This window comes from Streptomyces sp. NPDC054757 (genome assembly GCF_053612185.1).
Window position 1 is genome coordinate 67,042 of sequence record NZ_JBSHBW010000004.1, and the last position, 17,679, is coordinate 84,720.

At 72.0% G+C, this 17,679-nt stretch carries 18 protein-coding genes; 13 read left to right on the forward strand and 5 right to left on the reverse strand.

Annotated features, from left to right (window positions below):
- Positions 1 to 11: 11 nt before the first annotated feature.
- Positions 12 to 464: a Fur family transcriptional regulator gene (locus ACWGKJ_RS07255; protein WP_385021287.1), complete on the forward strand. Its 453-nt coding sequence runs from the start codon at positions 12 to 14 to the stop codon at positions 462 to 464.
- A 109-nt stretch (positions 465 to 573) separates the two neighbouring features.
- Positions 574 to 1,539 carry a CAF17-like 4Fe-4S cluster assembly/insertion protein YgfZ gene (gene ygfZ, locus ACWGKJ_RS07260; protein ID WP_385021283.1) on the forward strand — a complete coding sequence of 322 codons (966 nt, stop codon included), beginning with the start codon at positions 574 to 576 and terminating at the stop codon, positions 1,537 to 1,539.
- Positions 1,540 to 1,611: 72 nt separating this feature from the next.
- Here ygfZ and ACWGKJ_RS07265 read toward each other — a convergent pair whose 3' ends face one another.
- Together ACWGKJ_RS07265 and ACWGKJ_RS07270 are read right to left on the reverse strand one after the other, a co-directional pair.
- The gene (locus tag ACWGKJ_RS07265) at positions 1,612 to 2,592 is read right to left on the reverse strand and encodes an XRE family transcriptional regulator (protein WP_385021280.1); all 981 of its coding nucleotides are present in this window, start codon (positions 2,590 to 2,592) and stop codon (positions 1,612 to 1,614) included.
- A 104-nt stretch (positions 2,593 to 2,696) separates the two neighbouring features.
- Entirely contained in the window at positions 2,697 to 3,881 is a 1,185-nt protein-coding gene (locus ACWGKJ_RS07270) for a S1 family peptidase (protein ID WP_385021277.1), read from the reverse strand.
- 411 nt (positions 3,882 to 4,292) lie between these two features.
- Here ACWGKJ_RS07270 and ACWGKJ_RS07275 point away from each other — a divergent pair, with 411 nt between their 5' ends.
- A complete protein-coding gene (locus ACWGKJ_RS07275; protein ID WP_385021274.1) occupies positions 4,293 to 4,625 on the forward strand; it encodes an SCO0607 family lipoprotein in 333 nt (110 codons plus the stop codon).
- Positions 4,626 to 4,731: 106 nt separating this feature from the next.
- On the opposite strand, the gene dtd is transcribed toward ACWGKJ_RS07275, so the two are convergent.
- Complete coding sequence (gene dtd, locus ACWGKJ_RS07280; RefSeq protein WP_385021271.1) at positions 4,732 to 5,157, reverse strand: D-aminoacyl-tRNA deacylase; 426 nt, start codon at positions 5,155 to 5,157, stop codon at positions 4,732 to 4,734.
- A gap of 116 nt (positions 5,158 to 5,273) precedes the next feature.
- Between dtd and ACWGKJ_RS07285 the strand changes: the two genes are divergently transcribed.
- From ACWGKJ_RS07285 to ACWGKJ_RS07295, 3 genes are all read left to right on the forward strand, one after another.
- Complete coding sequence (locus ACWGKJ_RS07285; RefSeq protein WP_385021268.1) at positions 5,274 to 5,861, forward strand: RsiG family protein; 588 nt, start codon at positions 5,274 to 5,276, stop codon at positions 5,859 to 5,861.
- 43 nt (positions 5,862 to 5,904) lie between these two features.
- Entirely contained in the window at positions 5,905 to 6,867 is a 963-nt protein-coding gene (locus ACWGKJ_RS07290) for an asparaginase (protein ID WP_385021265.1), read from the forward strand.
- Positions 6,868 to 6,963: 96 nt separating this feature from the next.
- Complete coding sequence (locus ACWGKJ_RS07295; RefSeq protein WP_385021262.1) at positions 6,964 to 8,262, forward strand: GNAT family N-acetyltransferase; 1,299 nt, start codon at positions 6,964 to 6,966, stop codon at positions 8,260 to 8,262.
- 90 nt (positions 8,263 to 8,352) lie between these two features.
- Here ACWGKJ_RS07295 and ACWGKJ_RS07300 read toward each other — a convergent pair whose 3' ends face one another.
- Positions 8,353 to 8,541 (reverse strand): hypothetical protein, encoded by a 189-nt coding sequence (locus ACWGKJ_RS07300; RefSeq protein WP_385021259.1) that lies wholly within the window; start codon positions 8,539 to 8,541, stop codon positions 8,353 to 8,355.
- A 266-nt stretch (positions 8,542 to 8,807) separates the two neighbouring features.
- On the opposite strand from ACWGKJ_RS07300, the gene ACWGKJ_RS07305 reads away from it, so the two are divergent.
- The 7 genes from ACWGKJ_RS07305 to ACWGKJ_RS07335 all read left to right on the forward strand — a co-directional run bounded on the left by ACWGKJ_RS07305 (position 8,808) and on the right by ACWGKJ_RS07335 (position 16,905).
- The gene (locus tag ACWGKJ_RS07305; RefSeq protein ID WP_385021256.1) at positions 8,808 to 9,689 is read left to right on the forward strand and encodes a winged helix-turn-helix domain-containing protein; all 882 of its coding nucleotides are present in this window, start codon (positions 8,808 to 8,810) and stop codon (positions 9,687 to 9,689) included.
- On the forward strand, positions 9,670 to 10,488 hold the full coding sequence (locus ACWGKJ_RS07310) for an HAD family hydrolase (protein ID WP_385021253.1): 819 nt from the start codon (positions 9,670 to 9,672) through the stop codon (positions 10,486 to 10,488). The genes ACWGKJ_RS07305 and ACWGKJ_RS07310 overlap by 20 nt, the downstream gene beginning before the upstream one ends.
- 195 nt (positions 10,489 to 10,683) lie before the next feature.
- On the forward strand, positions 10,684 to 11,937 hold the full coding sequence (locus tag ACWGKJ_RS07315; protein WP_385021250.1) for a phosphotransferase: 1,254 nt from the start codon (positions 10,684 to 10,686) through the stop codon (positions 11,935 to 11,937).
- Between the two features lie 71 nt (positions 11,938 to 12,008).
- On the forward strand, positions 12,009 to 12,803 hold the full coding sequence (locus ACWGKJ_RS07320; protein ID WP_385021247.1) for an HAD family hydrolase: 795 nt from the start codon (positions 12,009 to 12,011) through the stop codon (positions 12,801 to 12,803).
- Between the two features lie 100 nt (positions 12,804 to 12,903).
- Complete coding sequence (locus tag ACWGKJ_RS07325) at positions 12,904 to 13,572, forward strand: TetR/AcrR family transcriptional regulator (RefSeq protein ID WP_385021244.1); 669 nt, start codon at positions 12,904 to 12,906, stop codon at positions 13,570 to 13,572.
- A 39-nt stretch (positions 13,573 to 13,611) separates the two neighbouring features.
- On the forward strand, positions 13,612 to 15,813 hold the full coding sequence (locus ACWGKJ_RS07330) for a HelD family protein (RefSeq protein ID WP_385021241.1): 2,202 nt from the start codon (positions 13,612 to 13,614) through the stop codon (positions 15,811 to 15,813).
- A gap of 255 nt (positions 15,814 to 16,068) precedes the next feature.
- Positions 16,069 to 16,905 (forward strand): hypothetical protein, encoded by an 837-nt coding sequence (locus ACWGKJ_RS07335; protein WP_385021238.1) that lies wholly within the window; start codon positions 16,069 to 16,071, stop codon positions 16,903 to 16,905.
- 124 nt (positions 16,906 to 17,029) lie between these two features.
- On the opposite strand, the gene ACWGKJ_RS07340 is transcribed toward ACWGKJ_RS07335, so the two are convergent.
- Complete coding sequence (locus ACWGKJ_RS07340) at positions 17,030 to 17,581, reverse strand: sugar O-acetyltransferase (protein WP_385021360.1); 552 nt, start codon at positions 17,579 to 17,581, stop codon at positions 17,030 to 17,032.
- Between the last annotated feature and the right edge of the window lie 98 nt (positions 17,582 to 17,679).

Genomic DNA, 17,679 nt, shown 5'->3' on the forward strand with positions numbered 1-17,679 from the left:
ACACTGGACGCGTGGTGACCACTGACTGGCAGAGCGACCTCCGCAGCCGCGGATACCGGCTGACCCCGCAGCGACAGCTTGTGCTGGAGGCCGTGGACACGCTGGAGCACGCGACGCCCGACGACATCCTCACCGAGGTGCGGAAGACGGCGGGCGGCGTGAACATCTCCACGGTCTACCGGACCCTGGAGCTGCTTGAGGAGCTGGGCCTGGTGAGCCACGCCCATCTGGGGCACGGCGCTCCCACGTACCATCTCGCCGACCGGCACCACCACATCCATCTGGTCTGCCGGGACTGTACGGACGTCATCGAGGCCGATGTCAGCGTCGCCGCGGGTTTCACCGGGCAGCTGCGGGAGACGTTCGGCTTCGAGACGGACATGAAGCACTTCGCCATCTTCGGCCGGTGCGCGAAGTGCACGGACAAGGCCGGCCAGGACGCGGCCCCCGGCGGCGCTTCGTAATCTCCCGGGGGCGGGGGCGGGGGCGGGGGCGGGGGCGCGTACCAGGCGGAACCGGTGTCCCCCGGCGGCGGTTCGTGGCCTTCCGGCGGCCGGTCGTAGGCTTGTGGACATGAAGAGCCCGCTGTTGTCACTGCCCGGTGCCGTCCCCGCCGAAGGCCGGGACGAAGGTGTCGCCGCCCACTACGGGGACCTGTTCCGCGAACAGCGTGCGCTGTCCGACGGCCGCGGCCTCGTGGACCTCTCCCACCGCGGCGTCGTCACCGTCACCGGCCCCGACCGGCTGAGCTGGCTGCATCTGCTGCTCACCCAGCACGTCAGCGAGCTGCCGCAGGGCGTGGCCACCGAGGCGCTGATCCTCTCCGCCCACGGCCACATCGAGCACGCCCTCTATCTCGTGGACGACGGCGAGACGGTGTGGGCCCATGTCGAGCCGGGCACGCAGCAGGAGCTGATCGCGTACCTGGAGAGCATGAAGTTCTACTACCGGGCCGAGATCGCCGACCGCACCGCGGACACCGCGGTCGTCCATCTGCCGGCCGGTTCGATCGCCGGGGTGCCGGAGGGCGTGGTCGTACGGGAGACGGCGTACGGCCGTGATCTCTTCCTGCCCCGGGAGCAGTTGGAGACGTACGCGGCCGAGCACGGCCCGGCCGCCGGGCTCCTCGCGTACGAGGCGCTGCGGATCGAGGCGCACCGGCCGCGGCTCGGCCTGGAGACCGACCACCGGACCATCCCGCACGAGCTGGGGTGGATCGGCACCGCGGTCCATCTGGAGAAGGGCTGCTACCGGGGGCAGGAGACGGTCGCCCGTGTCCACAACCTGGGGAAGCCGCCGCGGCGGCTGGTCTTTCTGCATCTGGACGGCAGCGAGGTGCTGCTCCCGGCCCCCGGTACGCCGGTCCGGCGGGCGTCGGACGGGGCGGAGGGCCGCCAGCTGGGCTTCGTCACCTCATCGGCCCGCCACCATGAACTGGGCCCGATCGCCCTGGCGTTGGTGAAGCGCAATGTGCCGGTGGACGCGGAGCTGCTGGCGGGGGACACCGCGGCCGCCCAGGAAGTCGTGGTGGAGCCTTAGGGGCTGGGGCCTTCCGGCCGTGTCCTTGCATGGTGCGGTCGTGAGGTCGGGAAGTGACGTGAACCTGGTGGGTCAGCGGGGCCATTCCCATGACATCCCGTACACACCGGGCCGGCACTTGTGGAGCAGCATGTGCGCGGAGTGCGACCCGTCCAGGGCGATCCGGCGCTCATAGCGGGCGGGGGCGTCGACCCGTTCCCGGAAAAAGCGGTGGCAGCCGGCCGGTAGCGCGGCGGGGTGGAAGCAGATGTGCAGCAGATATTCGTGCGAGGTGGTACGTATGCGACGCTCGTGCAGCAGCGATTCCGCTGGTTCGGGGCCGTGCCGCAGGGTGTAGACGATCAGTGCGGTCTCGTCGCGGGCCAGCGCCCTTCCGAAGTCCAACTCGGCTACGACGGTACTCAGTTCCGGCAGTCGGCGTACTTTGCCCAGCCTGCCGTTGTGTGCGGTGACGGTCGCTGATCCGGCGGATACCTCATCGTGCACGACCGTGATCCGGCGCGCCCCGTCCCGCGTCGCCCGCAGCACCTGTCGCACGGTGATGGCCCGGCAGCGGCGGTGCGCGTCGATCCGGACCGTCTCATGGATCGTCAGCGCGATGAGATCGTTGTTGAACCGGGAGAAATCCGGGCCCAGGGCCTGCTCGACGTGGGACCGCTCTCCGAACACCCGGCGTGAAACGTCCACCCCGGGGGCCGCTCCGGTGGTACGGCCGCGGGGACGGCTCGGTCCGATCAGGGATTTGAGGGCGCCCGTCGGAAGTTCCAGGATGGTCTCAAGGGCGTCCACGGCACGCAGGGAGTGTGCGTGTTCCGGCTGGCTGCGCCCGCGCTGCCAGTAGCTCAGGGTCGCGAGGCTGACGTTGATGCCCTGGCCGGTCAGCCGCCCGCGCACCCGGTCGAGGGAGAGGCCGCGCCGCTGGACGGCTTCCCGGAAGACGGCGGCGAAGGACCCTGCCGCGTCCGGAGCGGTGGCATCTCCGGAGGATGCGGTGGCATCTCCGGACGATGCGGAGATGCCACCGGCGGGTTCGGCCCGGTGCGGTTCTCTCATGACACCCCCGCATCGTCGGCGCACGTCCTGTGGGCCGGGATAGTACGCCTGGACGGGCGGGTCCGCCCACGGTGGACCCGCCCGTCCGGCTTCCGGTCCGGTGATCAGTTGGTGTTGAGCGTCAGACCGTAGTACGAGAGGGCGTCGTCGAGGGGCTGGAAGTACGACGAGCCACCGGAGTTGGTGCCCGAGCACTGCTGGCCGGTGGGGCCGCCCGAGGTCATGCCCTGCGCCTGGCTGCCGGAGATGTAGGCGCCGCCGCTGTCACCGCCCTCCGTGCACACCGACGAACTGCCGAGGCCGGTGACCACGGTGTCGGGCCCGCCGTGTTCGTCGGTGTAGGTGACGGAGACGTTGTACGACTTCACGGCGCCGCAGGTCCAGCCCGTGGTCTGGCCCGACTTGCACAGTGAGGCTCCGGAGGCCGCGCGCTTGCTGCCCTTGACGGAGACGTTCGATCCCTGCCCCCACGTGCCGACCTGGGTGGCGATGGAGTCGTCCTGGTCGACCTGGGCGATGCCCATGTCGACGCTCCGGCGGCCCAGGGCGTAGCGGCTGTCGACGCCCTTCGCGAAGTGCGCGCTGCCGTAGTACAGGTCGGTGAGGTCGGCCACGCAGTGGCCGGCGCTCACGAGGTACTGGCGCCCCGATGAGTCGTGGGCGCCGTAGCCGACGGAGCAGATCCAGCTGCCCTGGCTGTTGGTCCAGGTCATCTTGCTGCCCGGGTAGACGGCTGCCTGGGGGCCGAGGCGCTGTCCGTCACGGACGACCCGCACCGCGCTGCCCCGCGAGGCCGCCGCCTTGAGGAACGACTTGGCCGCCGCGGACGTACGGCCGGGTGCGACGTGCACGGTCACGGTGTCGCTCGGCAGATCCACCGCCCATGAGGCGACGCCGTCGGGGGCCTTGCGGAGAGCCTTCGCGTCGAGCGATGCCTTGATCCGGTCCAGGGCGCGCTCACCGCGCTGCGGTACGCGTGCCACCAGGCCGTGCTGTCTGACCTGCCGGGTCGCGGCAGGAGTGGAGACGTTCACGGTCAGCTTGCCGTCCGCGGTGAAGTAGGCGCCGTCCGTCGTCACCCCCGATCTGTTGAGGGTGGCCAACTCGTTCTGCTGAGCGGCCTGGTGGTCGAGCCGTGCCACGGCTGCGTCTTCGCTGACGCCGAGGGTGCGGGCCAGCGCCGCCACCATCGCGGGCTGATAGCGGGGTGTGGAGGTGGGGGACGGGGCGGCCTGCGCGGCGCCCGTCGCGAACGCTGCTGACAGCAGCGTGCCGACCGCGGTGGTCACCAGGGATATTCGAGAAACGCGCACAGCTTTCCTCTCGTCATGGGCATGCCAAGTGCGCGACAGGGCTGATCAGGATTCTTCTGTGCGTGAAGACAGCCGTCGCGCATGTGGCGTGCCGGTCCAGCGGCCTATGGGGGGAGTGCGCCGCTGACCCGAACTCTGGCCCGGCCCCGTGGGGTTGTTCAAGATGTGTTCGGTGTCCGCTTTTCCACAGAGGTGCAGATAACTGTTGAGTTCAGCGCTGTCCGCGGTGGCGCCGTCCCGGGGCCGGTGGGCCCGCCCGGCCGCTGCCCCGCACCTCGGTCACCGACTCCTCCGGGTGGCGGTTTGAGTAGGAGTACTCATGATCGGGGGCCATGGCCGGTGCAGGCTTGCCTGACGCCGGTACCCGGCCCGACCCGAGGAGTCCCCATGAACGCGTCCGTCCGTCCCCGTACGGCCTCGTCCGGCATCCGGCGCGGCCGTCGCTCCGTGCCGGTCCTGGTACTGGCCGCGGTGTCGGTGGCCTTCACCGTCACCGGCTGTTCGCGGGCGGACGCGATCTGCGGCGGGGGTGAGTACCCGGTGCTGAACGTGGGCTCGACGGGCAGCGCCTGCGCCACCAAGGGCCATGAGCCGCCGAAGGGCTACACCCGCTATCCGGAGGGCAAGGTGCCCGAGCACGTCGGCGACAAGTGGGACACCTACTGGCAGACCCACACGGTCGACAAGGACGGGAAGACCGTCAAGGCGCCGAAGGACTGAGCGGGTCCCGGGCCGCCGGAACGCCGGGGCGGGGGACCGGGTCCCCACGGGCCGTACGGGACTCCGGCCGGGCACGGGTGCCTGCGGGGCGAGAACCTGTCCGGGCTCAGATCTCCAGCAGGACCGTGAACGGGCCGTCGTTCGTCAGCGAGACCCGCATGCTCGCCCCGAACCGGCCCGTCTCGACGGTCGCGCCCAGGGCGCGCAACCGGTCCACCACCTCGTCGACGAGCGGCTCCGCCACCTCGCCCGGCGCCGCCCCGTTCCAGGTGGGGCGGCGGCCCTTGCGGGCGTCTCCGTACAGGGTGAACTGCGAAATCACCAACAAAGGGGCATTCGCGTCGGAACACGACTTTTCGCCCGACAGGATGCGCAGGGACCATACCTTTCGGGCTAGCTGCGCCGCTTTTTCCGATGTGTCCTCATGGGTGACCCCCACGAGGACGCACAGACCCTCGCCGGTGATCTCACCCACGGTCTCACCAGCCACGACGACGCTCGCGCCGTCCACCCTCTGCACCACTGCACGCATGTGGCCCAACCTATCCGGGGCCGAACGTGTGCGGAGAGACGGCTGTGGCGCCGATCGGAGTGGCACCATGCACGGGAGGCGGTGCACCGCACCGGTCGAGGGGACGGAATACGCATATGAGTACATCTGGCGCCGGGCAGTCGACCGGTCCCGTATCCATGACCCGGATCAGCTCCGTTCAACGGACACCCGCGCAGCGCGTGGGCGCCGCGCTCCCGGCGGTCATCGAGCACGACATCGGCAGACTGCGCCTGCCCGAACTGCGCACGCTGCGCAAGGACGCCCAGCGGGACGAGGCGGACCTCAGCTACGTACGGCGGATGCTGCACGGGCGGATCGACATCCTCCGCGCCGAGCTGTCCCGGCGCACGGGCCCGGAGTCGCCGGTCGTCGAGCGGCTCTCCGAGATCCTGGCCGACCTGCCGTCGTCGCACCGCTCGTCGGCCCGCCATGTGACGCTCTCGACGCCGCGAAGCGTGGAGAACACCCAGCTGGCCGCCGACATGCTCGCCGAGGTGGAGCTCTCCGACCTCGGCGCCCGTACGGACGAGGAGCTGCACACCGGAATGGGCCGCCTGGTCCGCTACGAGCAGCAGGTCTCCAGCCGCCGGCAGCACCTCCAGCGCACCGCGGACGATTGCAGCGCGGAGATCGCCCGCAGGTACCGTGAGGGCGAAGCGCAAGTAGACGACCTGCTCACCTGAGGCGATCCTTCGGGTGGCGGGCCCCGTTCCCGGAAGGCCGACGATGACCGCCAGCACCACCGCCCCTGTATCCCCGGTCCTCGCGGAGGTCGTGCGCTCCGGCTTCGTGGAGGGCCGGCACCGGGGCTCACTGGTGGTGCTCGCCGCCGACGGGAGCGTCGACTACGCGCTGGGCGACCCGTCGCTGCCGGTCTTCCCCCGCTCCAGCAACAAGCCGATGCAGGCCGCCGCCGTACTGCGGGCCGGGCTCGACCTCTCCGGCGAGCGGCTGGCGCTGGCATCGGCCAGCCACTCGGGCGAGGAGTTCCAGCGGGCGCTCGTGCGGACGATGCTCAGTGAGTTCGGACTGCGTGAGAGCGATCTCCAGTGCCCGGCCGATCTGCCGCTGGACCCGGTCGAGGCCGAGGGATATCTTGCCGCGGGCCATGAGCGTGAGCGCGTCACCATGAACTGCTCCGGCAAGCACACCGCGATGCTGGCCGTCTGCGCGCTGAACGGCTGGCCCACCGACTCCTACCTCGACCCGTCCCACCCGCTCCAGCGGCTGGTCCTGACGGTGGTCGAGGAGGCGGCGGGCGAGCGGGTGACCTCGGTCGGTACGGACGGGTGCGGGGCGCCGCTGATGGCGATCAGCCTGGTCGGCCTGGCGCGGGCGTTCCGTACGTTCGTCCTCGCCCCCGACGGTTCGCCGGAGCGGCGGGTCGCGGACGCGATGCGCGCCCACCCCGAGTACGTCGCGGGGACCCGCAGGCCGGACACCTGGGTGATGCGGGCGCTGCCCGGGGCTCTCTCCAAGATGGGCGCCGAAGCGGTCCAGGCGCTGGCCCTCCCGGACGGCCGGGCGCTCGCCTTCAAGATCGACGACGGCTCGACCCGGGTGCTCGGCCCCGTGCTGGCCCGGACTCTGGAGCGGATGGGGGTGGAGAGCCCGGTGCTGGCCAGGCTGGCCGACGCGCCGCTGCTCGGTGGCGCCGCCAGGGTCGGCGAGATCCGCGCGGCACTCTGAAGAGCTTCCGGGCCACCCGCGCGGGGCCGGGAACGCCCGCGCGACAGTCGGTAATTCGCGCGACAGTCCGAGGGATGGGTACTTACCGTGGCCACCATGGCAGTTGACGTCCGTACGGTCCCCGAATCCGATTACCCCGACTGGCTGCGGGCCTGTCACACCGGCTTCCTCCGGCCGCCGGCCGTCTCCGACGAGGAGGTCCGCAGCCGTCTCCCGCACACCGATCTGGCCCGGACCCAGGGCGCGTTCGACGGCGGGCGCTGTGTCGGGACCTTCCGGTCCTTCGCGCAGGAGATCAGCGTCGTCGGCGGGGCCTCGCTCCCCTCGGACGCGGTCACCAATGTCACGGTCACGCCGACGCACCGCAGGCGCGGGCTGCTCAGCCGGATGATGGCGGTGGACCTGGCGGCGGCGAAGGAGCGCGGGGAGGTGCTGGCCACGCTGATCGCCGCCGAGTACCCGATCTACGGCCGGTTCGGCTTCGGCCCGGCCGCCTGGGCCACCGACTGGACGGTCGATGTGCCGCGCGCCGGGCTCGACCCGCGCTGGGCCCGCCCGGAGTGCGCTCCGCTTCGCTCCGCCTCCGCCTCCGCCCGTGACAAGGATCTCGGTGGCGGAGCCGGCCGGATCGATCTGGTGGACGGCGCGGACGTACGGAAGCTCGGACCCGAACTGCACGCCCGCTTCCGGCGCTCGCAGCCCGGCGCGACCAGCAGGAACGAGCGCTGGTGGGCCGTCAGGACCGGCCTCGACCAGGTGCCGGGCCACCCCTGGACCGAGCCCTTCTACGCGGTCTACCGCTCGCCCCGGGGCGAGGTCGATGGGCTGCTCGTCTACACCGCCGACGACCACTGGGGCCCCGCCAAACAGCCGCTCAACACCGCCACCGTGCTGGACCTGGTCGCTGTCTCCCCGGCCGCCGAGCGCGCCCTGTGGCACTACCTCTGCTCGGTCGACTGGGTCACCACCGTGCGGGCCGAACACCGGGGCCCCGACGATCTGCTGCCGTCCCTGCTGCCCGACCCGCGGGCGGCCAGGATCACCCAGCAGGCGGACTATCTGTGGATCCGGCTGCTCGATGTCGTACGGGCACTGGAGAGCAGGACGTACGAGGCGTCCGGCACTCTGGTCCTGGAGGTGCGGGACCACGACGGGCTCTCGGCGGGGCGCTACCGGCTGGACGCCTCTCCCGACGGCGCGGTCTGTGCGCCGACCTCGGAGAGCGCCGATGTCGCCCTGGACGTGGGGGAGTTGAGCGCAATGTATCTGGGTGACGCGTCCGCGGTGCGGCTCGCCGCGCTGGGCCGGATCTCGGAGGAGAGGGCCGGCGCGGTCGCCGTCACCGAGGCGCTGTTCCGTACGGCCGTCCGGCCGTGGTGCCCGGACGGCTTCTAGAGCGCCCCGGTTTCCGGGGAGGCCCGGTTCGTGGAGGGGCCCGGTTCGCGGAGGGGCCGGGTTCCAGGAGGGGCCCGGTTCCGGGAGGGCTCAGCCGATCAGGGCCTTCACCTGGATGAAGAGCATGAAGGCACCCAGACAACTGCACGGGAGACTGCCCGACTTCACGCCGACGGTGAGCATGCCGAACCCGACGAGTCCCGCGATTCCGAACGCGGACTGAACGGTCTGCTCGATGACGAATCCGACTCCTGCGACCAGGAGAGCTGCGGTAGGCATGGGGTTCCCTCCTTCGGGATGGTGGGGAGCACCCGCTGCCTGCACACCGTTGTATCGGCTTGTATGCCCCATGGAGAGTTTTTGCAGTCAAGTACCAGACAAGTGGGCCCGGTTGGCCTGACGGTGGTATGCCCGCCGCTTGTATATCCGTAAACCTGTCTGGTGACTTGCCTGGTTGGTTGGCTGGTTGATTGGCCGGAAAGGTGACCCTGTCTGTTTGTTCCTGTCAATTACGTTGCGCTGCCCGGTAGTTGTACGGTGGTGTGGTGGCCCCACGTGACGCAGACAGCACAGACGGCAGGAAGTTCCAGGTCATCGCGGACGACCTGCGGACCGAGATCGCGGACGGACTCCACCGGGTGGGCCGGCAACTGCCCTCCCAGCGTGAACTCCAGGCCACCTACGGGGTATCGCGCGAGACCGTCGGCCGGGCGCTCGACGTACTCAGGGCCGAGGGGCTGATCTCGTCCAGCCGGGGCCGCCCGGCAACCGTGACCGACGGCCCCGCCGCCGCGGCGCCCGCAGACTCCGTACCGTCCGCGCAGCCCGCACAGGTCACCCTCCAGCCCAGGCTGCGGGCCGCCTTCGAGGCCGAGACGGTCACGATGGATGTGCTCTCGCTGACCTCGGAGACGATGGCCCAGCACCTCGGCGCGCAGATGGCGCGGATCAGCGACGGCGAGATCCGGCCGCAGAGCATCGCGCTGCGGCTGATGCTCCCCGACATCACCGGCATACGGCTCGCCTTCCCGCGCGGGGTCGAGGACCCCGACGACGACCGGCCGCGCAAACGCCACCGCGACATGGTGATCAACCACGCCAGGTCGCTGCGCCACTCGCTGCTGAGACTGCGCCACCAGGGTCTGGTGCCCGAGGTGTCGGTACAGATCCGGACCGTGCCCTTCACCCCGCCGCTGAAGTTGTACCTGCTGAACAAGGACCAGCTGCTGGAGGGCTACTACACCCTGGAGCAGTGGACACCTGAGCCCATCGACGGCGTGGAGGTCACCATCCTCGACTCGCTCGGTGTGGGCGCGACGCTCTTCCCGTACACCAAGCCCGGACAGGCACTGAAGGTGGAAGCGGCGCAGAGATTCTTCGACTCCTACTGGGACCAGCTGGCCCAAGATGCGGATTTCGGCGACTGACGTGCTGCCCTCCCCCGATGACACCCCCGCCCCTGCCCCCGCCACCCCGGCCCCTGGCGCAGCCGCCCCCGCCGCCCCGGCCCCTGGTACCGCCTCCCTTCCCGTCCCGACCGCTGCCCCCGCACTGCGGGCGCTGCTCTCCCGTGCCTCGCTGGTCCTCTGGGACTTCGACGGCCCGGTCTGCGGGCTCTTCGCCGGGCTGCGCGCCCCCGCGATCGCCGCCGAGCTGCGCGCCATGGCCGCCCTGCGGCTGCCGCGCTGGTCGGGGCCGGACGAGCCACACGATCCCCTCGCGGTCCTCCGGCGTGCCCATGACGCCTTCCCCGGCGACCCGGACGGGCTGGTCTCCGCCCTGCGCAAGCGGCTGGAGGAGCTGGAGACGGAGGCGGCGGCCACCGCGGAGCCCACCCCCGGCGCCTTCGAGCTGATGGAAGCGTTGCTGGCGACCGGAAAGCAGCTGGTCATCGCGACCAACAACAGTGAGGCAGCCGCCCGCGCCTATCTGGAACTGCACGGAATCGGGCGGTACTTCGCGGCGGTCGTCGGACGGCACGACGACCCGCGGCTGATGAAACCGCACCCGTACTGCCTGGAACGCCTGCTGGCGGAGACCGCGACGGACGCCGCCGGGGGGCTGATGATCGGCGACTCCCCCGCCGACGCCCTCGCCGCCACCTCGATCGGGGTCCCGTTCGTGGGGTACGGCACCGGGCCGGAGAAGCTGCTGCGGCTCGGGGACGCGGGCGCGGCGTACTTCGTCACGGACCTGGCCGTCCTGAGCGGGGCGGTCGCCGGGTAGCCGCCCCGGGACGCCGCCCGCGGGGGCTCCCGCGGCCGGAGCGGGCAGCCGTCGCCAGGTGTACGTCGCCAGGTGTACGTACAACCCCCTTACGTTCCGGGGGGTTTGAGGCCATCGGCTCTCCTGGGTATGAAGGTGGGCAGCGGCCAGGGACGGTCCGCCGGCGAGCTTCGGTCACGAGAGCGCAGGAGCCGCATGCCTGAGGGAGCCCGCAGCGCCTGCGGCCGTACGGCCGACAGCTGGGACCTGCTGTACCGAGCCGCCGCCGAGGGGGAGCCCCTCAGCGGCTACTACCACCGGAACTACCGGGTGCGGCTGCCGCCCGACCTCGCCGACGCGATGTCGCTGCCCGCCGGGACACCGGTGAAGGTGCGGGCCCCCATTCCCGGAGCGGCCCAGTTCAATCTGCGGATCTGGCCGGAGGGCGAGCTGCTGCGTGCCGTCGCGGGCCGGGTGGACGGCAGCCCCCGGGTCCTCGCCGACCGGCCGGGTTTCACCGTGCACTCCTACGCCCCGGGGGTGCCGCTCTCCGGCCGGGCCGGGACCGCCGGCCGGGCAGGCCGGGGCTACGTGGTCCAACTGGTGTCACTGTTCAGGCAGCTGACCGCCGTCCCCGTCCAGGCGCTGCCCCCGCTTCCGGACGGCTGGCCGGGGGACGGGGACTGCGGCGGATTCCTGCGTACGCTCGTCGACTTCACCGAGTCCGGTGTGAAGGGCCGCGCCGGCCGGGCACACCAGGAGCTGTTCGCCGCGCTCGGGGTGGACGACGGGGCGCTCGGCAGGCTCCGGGAGCGGGCGGCGGAACTCGGCGAGCGGCCCTTCGCGCTGCTGCACACGGACGCCCACGCGGGGAACCTGATCGTCGGCCCGGGCGGGGAACTCGCGCTGATCGACTGGGAGCTGGCGCTCTACGGAGACCCGGTCTACGAGATAGCCGCCCATCTCGGACGGATGCGGTACACCACCGGCGCCCGGAGGAGGGCCGCGCTGCGGGCGTGGCGGTCCGCGGTAGCGGTGAGCTGCCCCGGGGCCCTGAACGACCACCGGGGCGCGCTGCGGATCTATCTGGACTTCGAGCGGCTGCTCTCCGTCTACATCGATGTGATCCGGGTGACGCTGGCGCTGCCGCACCACGCGGGCCCCGCGGAGTTCGCGGCGGCAGCGGAGCGGATCCGTACGGTGCTCGCCGCCGCGCGGGGACCGCTCGGGCTGCGCGGGGTGCCGGATACGGAGCGGGTCGCGGCGGCGTGTGCGGTGTGGCGGCGGAACGCGCGGGATGTTCCCGGGATGTGGAACAGCCCTGTGTGGAACGGCCCTGTGGAGACTGGCGTCTTGACGTACGGACAGAAGCGCTCGCGGAGAAAGCGGAACGTGGTGGAAGAGCCGCAGAAGTGGTTCGATGCAGTCAGGACTGCGCAGGGCCCGGACATGGGCAGCCTGTCCGAGTGACTTCAGAGGCGACCGATGTGACCGATGCGAACGATGTGACCCACGCAAATGATGTGGCCCAAGAGGCCGTTGTGGCCCAAGAGACCGATGTGGCGGACGGGAACGATGTGACCGTCCCGGCTGCCCCGACCCATCCGACCCGAAGTGAACAGGCGGTATCCGTGATCCGTGAGAACCTCCGAGACCGGATCGCCGCGACACGGTATGTGCTCTTCGGCTTCGACGGTCCGCTCTGCCGGCTGTTCGGACCGGCCGCCGAGCAGGCCGTGTCCGACGGGATGCGGACGTTCCTGGAGGAGCGCGGGGTCAACGCCCTCGCCCCGGACGCGGATCTCGCCGGGCTCGCCGACCCGCTCGACATCCTGCGTACGGTCGGGGCGCTGCACCCGGGCAGCGACCTGGTGGCGGACCTGGAGGAGTGGCTGACCCGCCAGGAGCAGCGCGCCGTCGCCGGGGCATGGCCCACGATGTACGCGGACGGTGTCGTCCGCACCTGGTCGGCGACCGGCGGCAGGCTGGCCGTCACCACCAGCCACTCGTCCCGGGCGGTGCGCGATTATGTGAAGGGCCGGGGTCTCGCCGAGTGCTTCGGGCCGCACATCCACGGCCGGACGACCGCCGACCTCCAGCTGCTCAAGCCGCATCCGCACACGCTGGAGCAGGCGCTGGCCGGGCTGGGCGCGGACCGCGCCACGACGCTGGTGATCGGCGACACGGTGCCGGACCTGCGGGCGGCCCAGGAGGTCGGCCTGCCGTTCCTCGGCTACGCCAGAAGCGACCTGGCCGTCGACGAACTCGCGTCGGCGGGCGCCGACCTGGTGCTCAACACCTGGGAGCCGGTCCTGGACATCCTGTGGGGCCGGTGAGCGCTACCCGCCGGGCGGCGGACGGCGCGCGGGGGCCGGGCGCCGTACGGGAGGGACTCGCGCGGCGGCCGGGCGCGTTCCTTGCGTACGCTCGTCCGTCATGAGCGGCGGGAAGGGATTGCGCGAGCACAACCGGCAGCGGACCTACTGGGCGATCTCGGACGCCGCGATCCGGCTTTTCCTGGAGAAGGGGTTCGACGCGGTGCCGGTGGCGGAGGTGGCCGCCGCGGCCGGGGTCTCCAAGCCGACGCTCTTCCGGTACTTCCCGGCCAAGGAGGACCTGGTCCTGCACCGGTTCGCCGACCACGAGCGGGAGTCGGCCGGGGTGGTGGCGGGGCGGCCCGCCGGCCGGTCGCCGCTCGACGCGCTGCGGCTGCACTTCCAGGACGGGCTCGAACGGCGCGACCCGGTGACCGGGCTCAGCGACGCGGCGGAGGTGCTGGCCTTCCACCGGCTGCTGTACGGGACACCCGCCCTCGTCGCGCGGCTTTACGCGTACACGAGCCGTACGGAGGAGGCGCTGACCCGGGCGTTGGCGGAGGCGGGGTCCGGGACGGAGACGCCCGGCGGGCCGGGTGTTCTCCTCGGGGCGCGGCTGGCGGCCGGGCAGATCGTGGCCGTCCAGCGGATCCTGGCCATGGAGAACTGGCGGCGGATCGCGGAGGGCGAGAGCGCCGACCAGGTGTACCCGGACGCGGTGTCCGCCGCGGAGTGGGGATTCGCGCAGCTGCGGGAGGGCTTCGGCGGCCGGGCGTCCGCCAAAGAGTAAAAAATGTTACTCGGTAACGTTATTCGGTAGGCTCGCCGTATGACGACGCCACCCGACGAACAGCTGAGCGCCGAACTGGGCGCGGAACGGACCTACCACGACGCCTGCCGGGCGGCTCTGTCCGGAATGGCCGAGGACGCGGAGGAACGGGTCGTCAGCGGCGAGAATGCCTTCGCCTCGGGCGCCGACGCCGAAGTGCTCGGGTACCAACTCCGGAGCCAGGCGACGGAGTTGCGGGAGGAGCCGGACAGTCCGCTGTTCTTCGGGCGGCTCACCTTCGGCGCCGACGCCCCACGCGACCACCGCGGGCAGAGCTACCACATCGGCCGCCGCCGGATCAGCCGCCACCCGTCGGTACCGCCGCTGGTCATCGACTGGCGCGCGCCCGTCTCGCGCGCCTTCTACCGGGCGAGCGTGAGCGACCCGCAGGGCGTGGCGGTGCGGCGGAGGTTCGGCTGGGCGCCCTGGAGCGACGGGGCGTCCGACGACCTCACCGGCCTGGAGGACGAACTGCTCCAGCCGGGACCGGGGCCGTACCACCGCGCGGACGGCGAGCAGCGCGCGGACTCCGAGCACCGTGAACACGGCGAGCACCGTGGACCCGGCGAACCCGGCGAACCCGGCGAACCCGGCAGGCACGGCGCCCCCGGCGGAAGCGCCATCCTGACCGCCGAGATCGAGCGGCCCCGGGTCGGCCCGATGCGGGACATCGCCGCGACCATCCAGCCGGAGCAGGACGATCTCGTACGGGGTGAACTCGCCCTGTCCGTCTGCGTGCAGGGCGCCCCGGGCACCGGCAAGACGGCGGTGGGGCTGCACCGTGCCGCGTACCTCCTCTACACCTACCCGCAGCGCATCCGGCGCAGTGGTCTGCTGGTGCTGGGCCCGAACCGGACGTTCCTGGCGTACATCTCCGAAGTGCTGCCCTCGCTCGGTGAGATCGGGGTCAGACAGTCGACGGTGGACGACGAGCTGGCCCGCCACCCGGTGCTCGGCCAGGACCCGCCCGCCGCCGCCGCGCTCAAGCACGACGTCCGCATGGCCGAAGTGCTGCGCCGGGCGCTCTATGCGCGGGTCTCGGCGCCCACCGGGGGACTCGCGGTGCCGGACGGTTCGTACCGGTGGCGCATCGAGCCGGACGAGCTGGCGCGGATCGTCGCCGGGGTGCGGGAGGAGGCGCCGCTGTACGCGGTGGGGCGTGAACGCTTACGGGAGCGCGCGCTGAACGTCTTCCGGCGCCAGGTCGAGCGCAGGGCCGGGCCGCCGAGCCGGGAGTGGCTGCGCCGGATGGGCCGGGCCCGCGCGCTGTCGGCCTTCGTCGACGCGGTGTGGCCGAAGGTCTCGGCCGAGGAGGTGGTGGCGGAGCTGCTGACCCGGCCGCAGCTGCTCGCCGAAGCGGCGGACGGGGTGCTGAGCGCGGCCGAGCAGCAGGCGGTGCGCTGGCCGAAGCCGCCACGCTCCTGGCGCGGCGCGAAGTGGTCGGCCGCCGATCTGGTCCTCATCGACGAGGTGAAGGGGCTGATCGAGCGGCCGGAGGGATACGGGCACGTGGTCATCGACGAGGCGCAGGACCTGTCGCCGATGCAGTGCAGGGCGGTGGCCCGCCGGGTCGACTTCGGTTCGGTGACCGTGCTGGGCGATCTCGCCCAGGGCACGACCCCGTGGGCCGCCCGCAGCTGGCCCGAGCAGCTGGCGCATCTGGGGAAGCCGGGGGCGGCGGTGGTGCCGCTGACGCTGGGTTTCCGGGTGCCCGAGGTGATGGTGGAGCTGGCGAACCGGCTGGTGGGCTCGCTGGGCGTGGAGGTGCCGCTGGGCCGCTCGATGCGGAGGGACGGCGAGCTGACCGTACGGCGGGTCGATGAGGACGGCGACCTGGCGGCGGCGGTCGTGGAGTGCGTACGGGCGGCGCTGGCGCAGGAGGGATCGGTCGGGGTGATCGCTGCCGATGACGCGGTCCCGGGGCTCCGGGCGACGCTGGAACAGGCGGGGGTGCTCGGCTCCGGGGCGTTCTCGGACGCCGCGCCGGGGGAGGGGGCGGCCCCGGGCCGGGTGAGTGTCGTGGCCGCCGGGATGGTGAAGGGGCTGGAGTACGACCATGTGGTGGTCGCCGAGCCGGCCGCGATCGTGGCCGCCGAGGATCGCGGGCTGCACCGGCTGTATGTGGTGCTGACCCGGGCGGTCTCCCGGCTGGACCTGGTGCACCGCCGCGACCTGCCAGCGCCGCTCACGGCCTCTCCCTGAGAAGAGGGACCTCTCCCTGAGATGAGGGAGGGGAGAGGGAGGGATGCGCGGGTCCGTTCGGGCATGCGGTTGTCCGGGCATCCGGGCATTCGGTCATACGGGCGGGGGCCGGGTGTACCCCCGGGAGCAGGCATGGCGCATATTGAGGACCATGGTTGAGCAGGCGGAGGATGGGTCCGGGAAGGCCACTTCCCCGTCCGCCCGCCGGTCTTCGTCGATGCTTGCGGGTGCCGGGGACGGCCGTCTGTTGGCTGCGTGAGTGGGGACGACATGGAAATCGTGGTGGAGTTCGACCGGGAACCCGGGGCGGAGGACCGGCTGTGGCAGGAGCTGTGCGCGGGGCTGCCCGCCGGTACCCCGGCGCCCGGCGGGAGCCGCCCGCACCCCGGGACGCTGGGCGTCGCGGTTGCCCGCTCGGGCGATGGCGTACTGCTCGGGTGGGCGCCCGTGTTCCCCGGCGATGACCCGGACGCGGTGACGGTCGAGTGGCTGCTGGTGTCCCGGGAGCGTGAGCGCATCGTCCACGGCTCCGTCGCGGAACCGGACGGTACGGGGGACGAGGAGGCGGCCCTGGTCGCCCTCTTCCGGGCGGCGGCCGACGCGGCCGGAGCGGCCGGATTCCGGGCGCTGGACTGGCTGGACCGGGGTGACACGGGCGCCGAGCTGGACGCCCGCGCGGCGGCCGAGCTGGAGGCTTCGGTCCACCGGGAGCTGGGCCGGAAGTGGGGCGTGTCGGCGCTGTCCCGCTGGCAGCGCCCCGAGGGCCTGCCGCCGGTACGGACCCGCCGGGCGCCCCGGGGCACCGGGTGGCAGGGCCTGGAACTGCTGACGGCCGACGGGCGTACGGCAGCCCGGATCGCCACAGTGGTCGCCGGCCCCGAGGTGTACGTCGAGAGAGTCGCCCACCACGGCGTCGAAGCACCCGAACTGGGCTCCCTGGTGGCGGACTTCGTCGAGCAGATCCGCGAGGACCACCCCTCGGTCGAGTCCTTCCGGGTCCGCGAGGTGGACGACGAGGTGCTGGGCCTGGCGCTCAAGTCGGCCAAGCTGCGGATCAGCCACCGCTGGTGGCAGTACCGGCTGCCTCTCTGACCGGCGCCCTGGCCCGTACCCCAGGCCCGTACCCCTGGCCCGTACCCCTGGCCCGTACCCCTGGCCCGTACCCCAGGCCCGTACCTCAGGCCGGTGCAGCAGGCCCGCACCTCAGGCCCGTACCTCAGACCTCTTCGACCTGGTTGATCGTACGGATCACACGGGCCGGACTGCCGACGGCGACGACATTCGCCGGCAGGTCCTTGGTGACGACCGAGCCCGCCCCGACCACGGTGTTCTCGCCGATCGTCACCCCCGGGCAGACGATGACGCCGCCACCGAGCCAGACGTTGTCCCCGACGGTGACCGGCTCCGCCGCCTCCCACTTGGCGCGGCGCTTCCCGGGGTCGATCGGATGGGTCGGGGTGAGGAGCTGGACGTTCGGACCGATCTGTACGTCGGCGCCGATGGTGATGGTCCCCACGTCGAGGAAGACGGCGCCGAAGTTGACGAAGGTGCGCGGCCCGATGGTGATGTTGCTGCCGTAGTCCACCCGGAGGGGCGGCCGGACCTCCACATCCTCGCCGAGTGAGCCGAGCAGTTCGGTGAGCGCCGCCCGGCGGCCCGCCGGGTCGGTGGGCGCGCTGCTGTTGAACCGCTCACTCAGCACGGCCGCCCGCAGCGCGTCCGCGACCAGTTCGGGATCGTCGGGCAGATAGAACTCCCCGGCGAGCATGCGTTCCTTCTGACTGGTCACGGCAGACGTCCTCCAGCACTCTTCCCCCTCGGCCGCACGGTGCGCCCCCGCCACGATGCACCACACCGGCTCCCGGG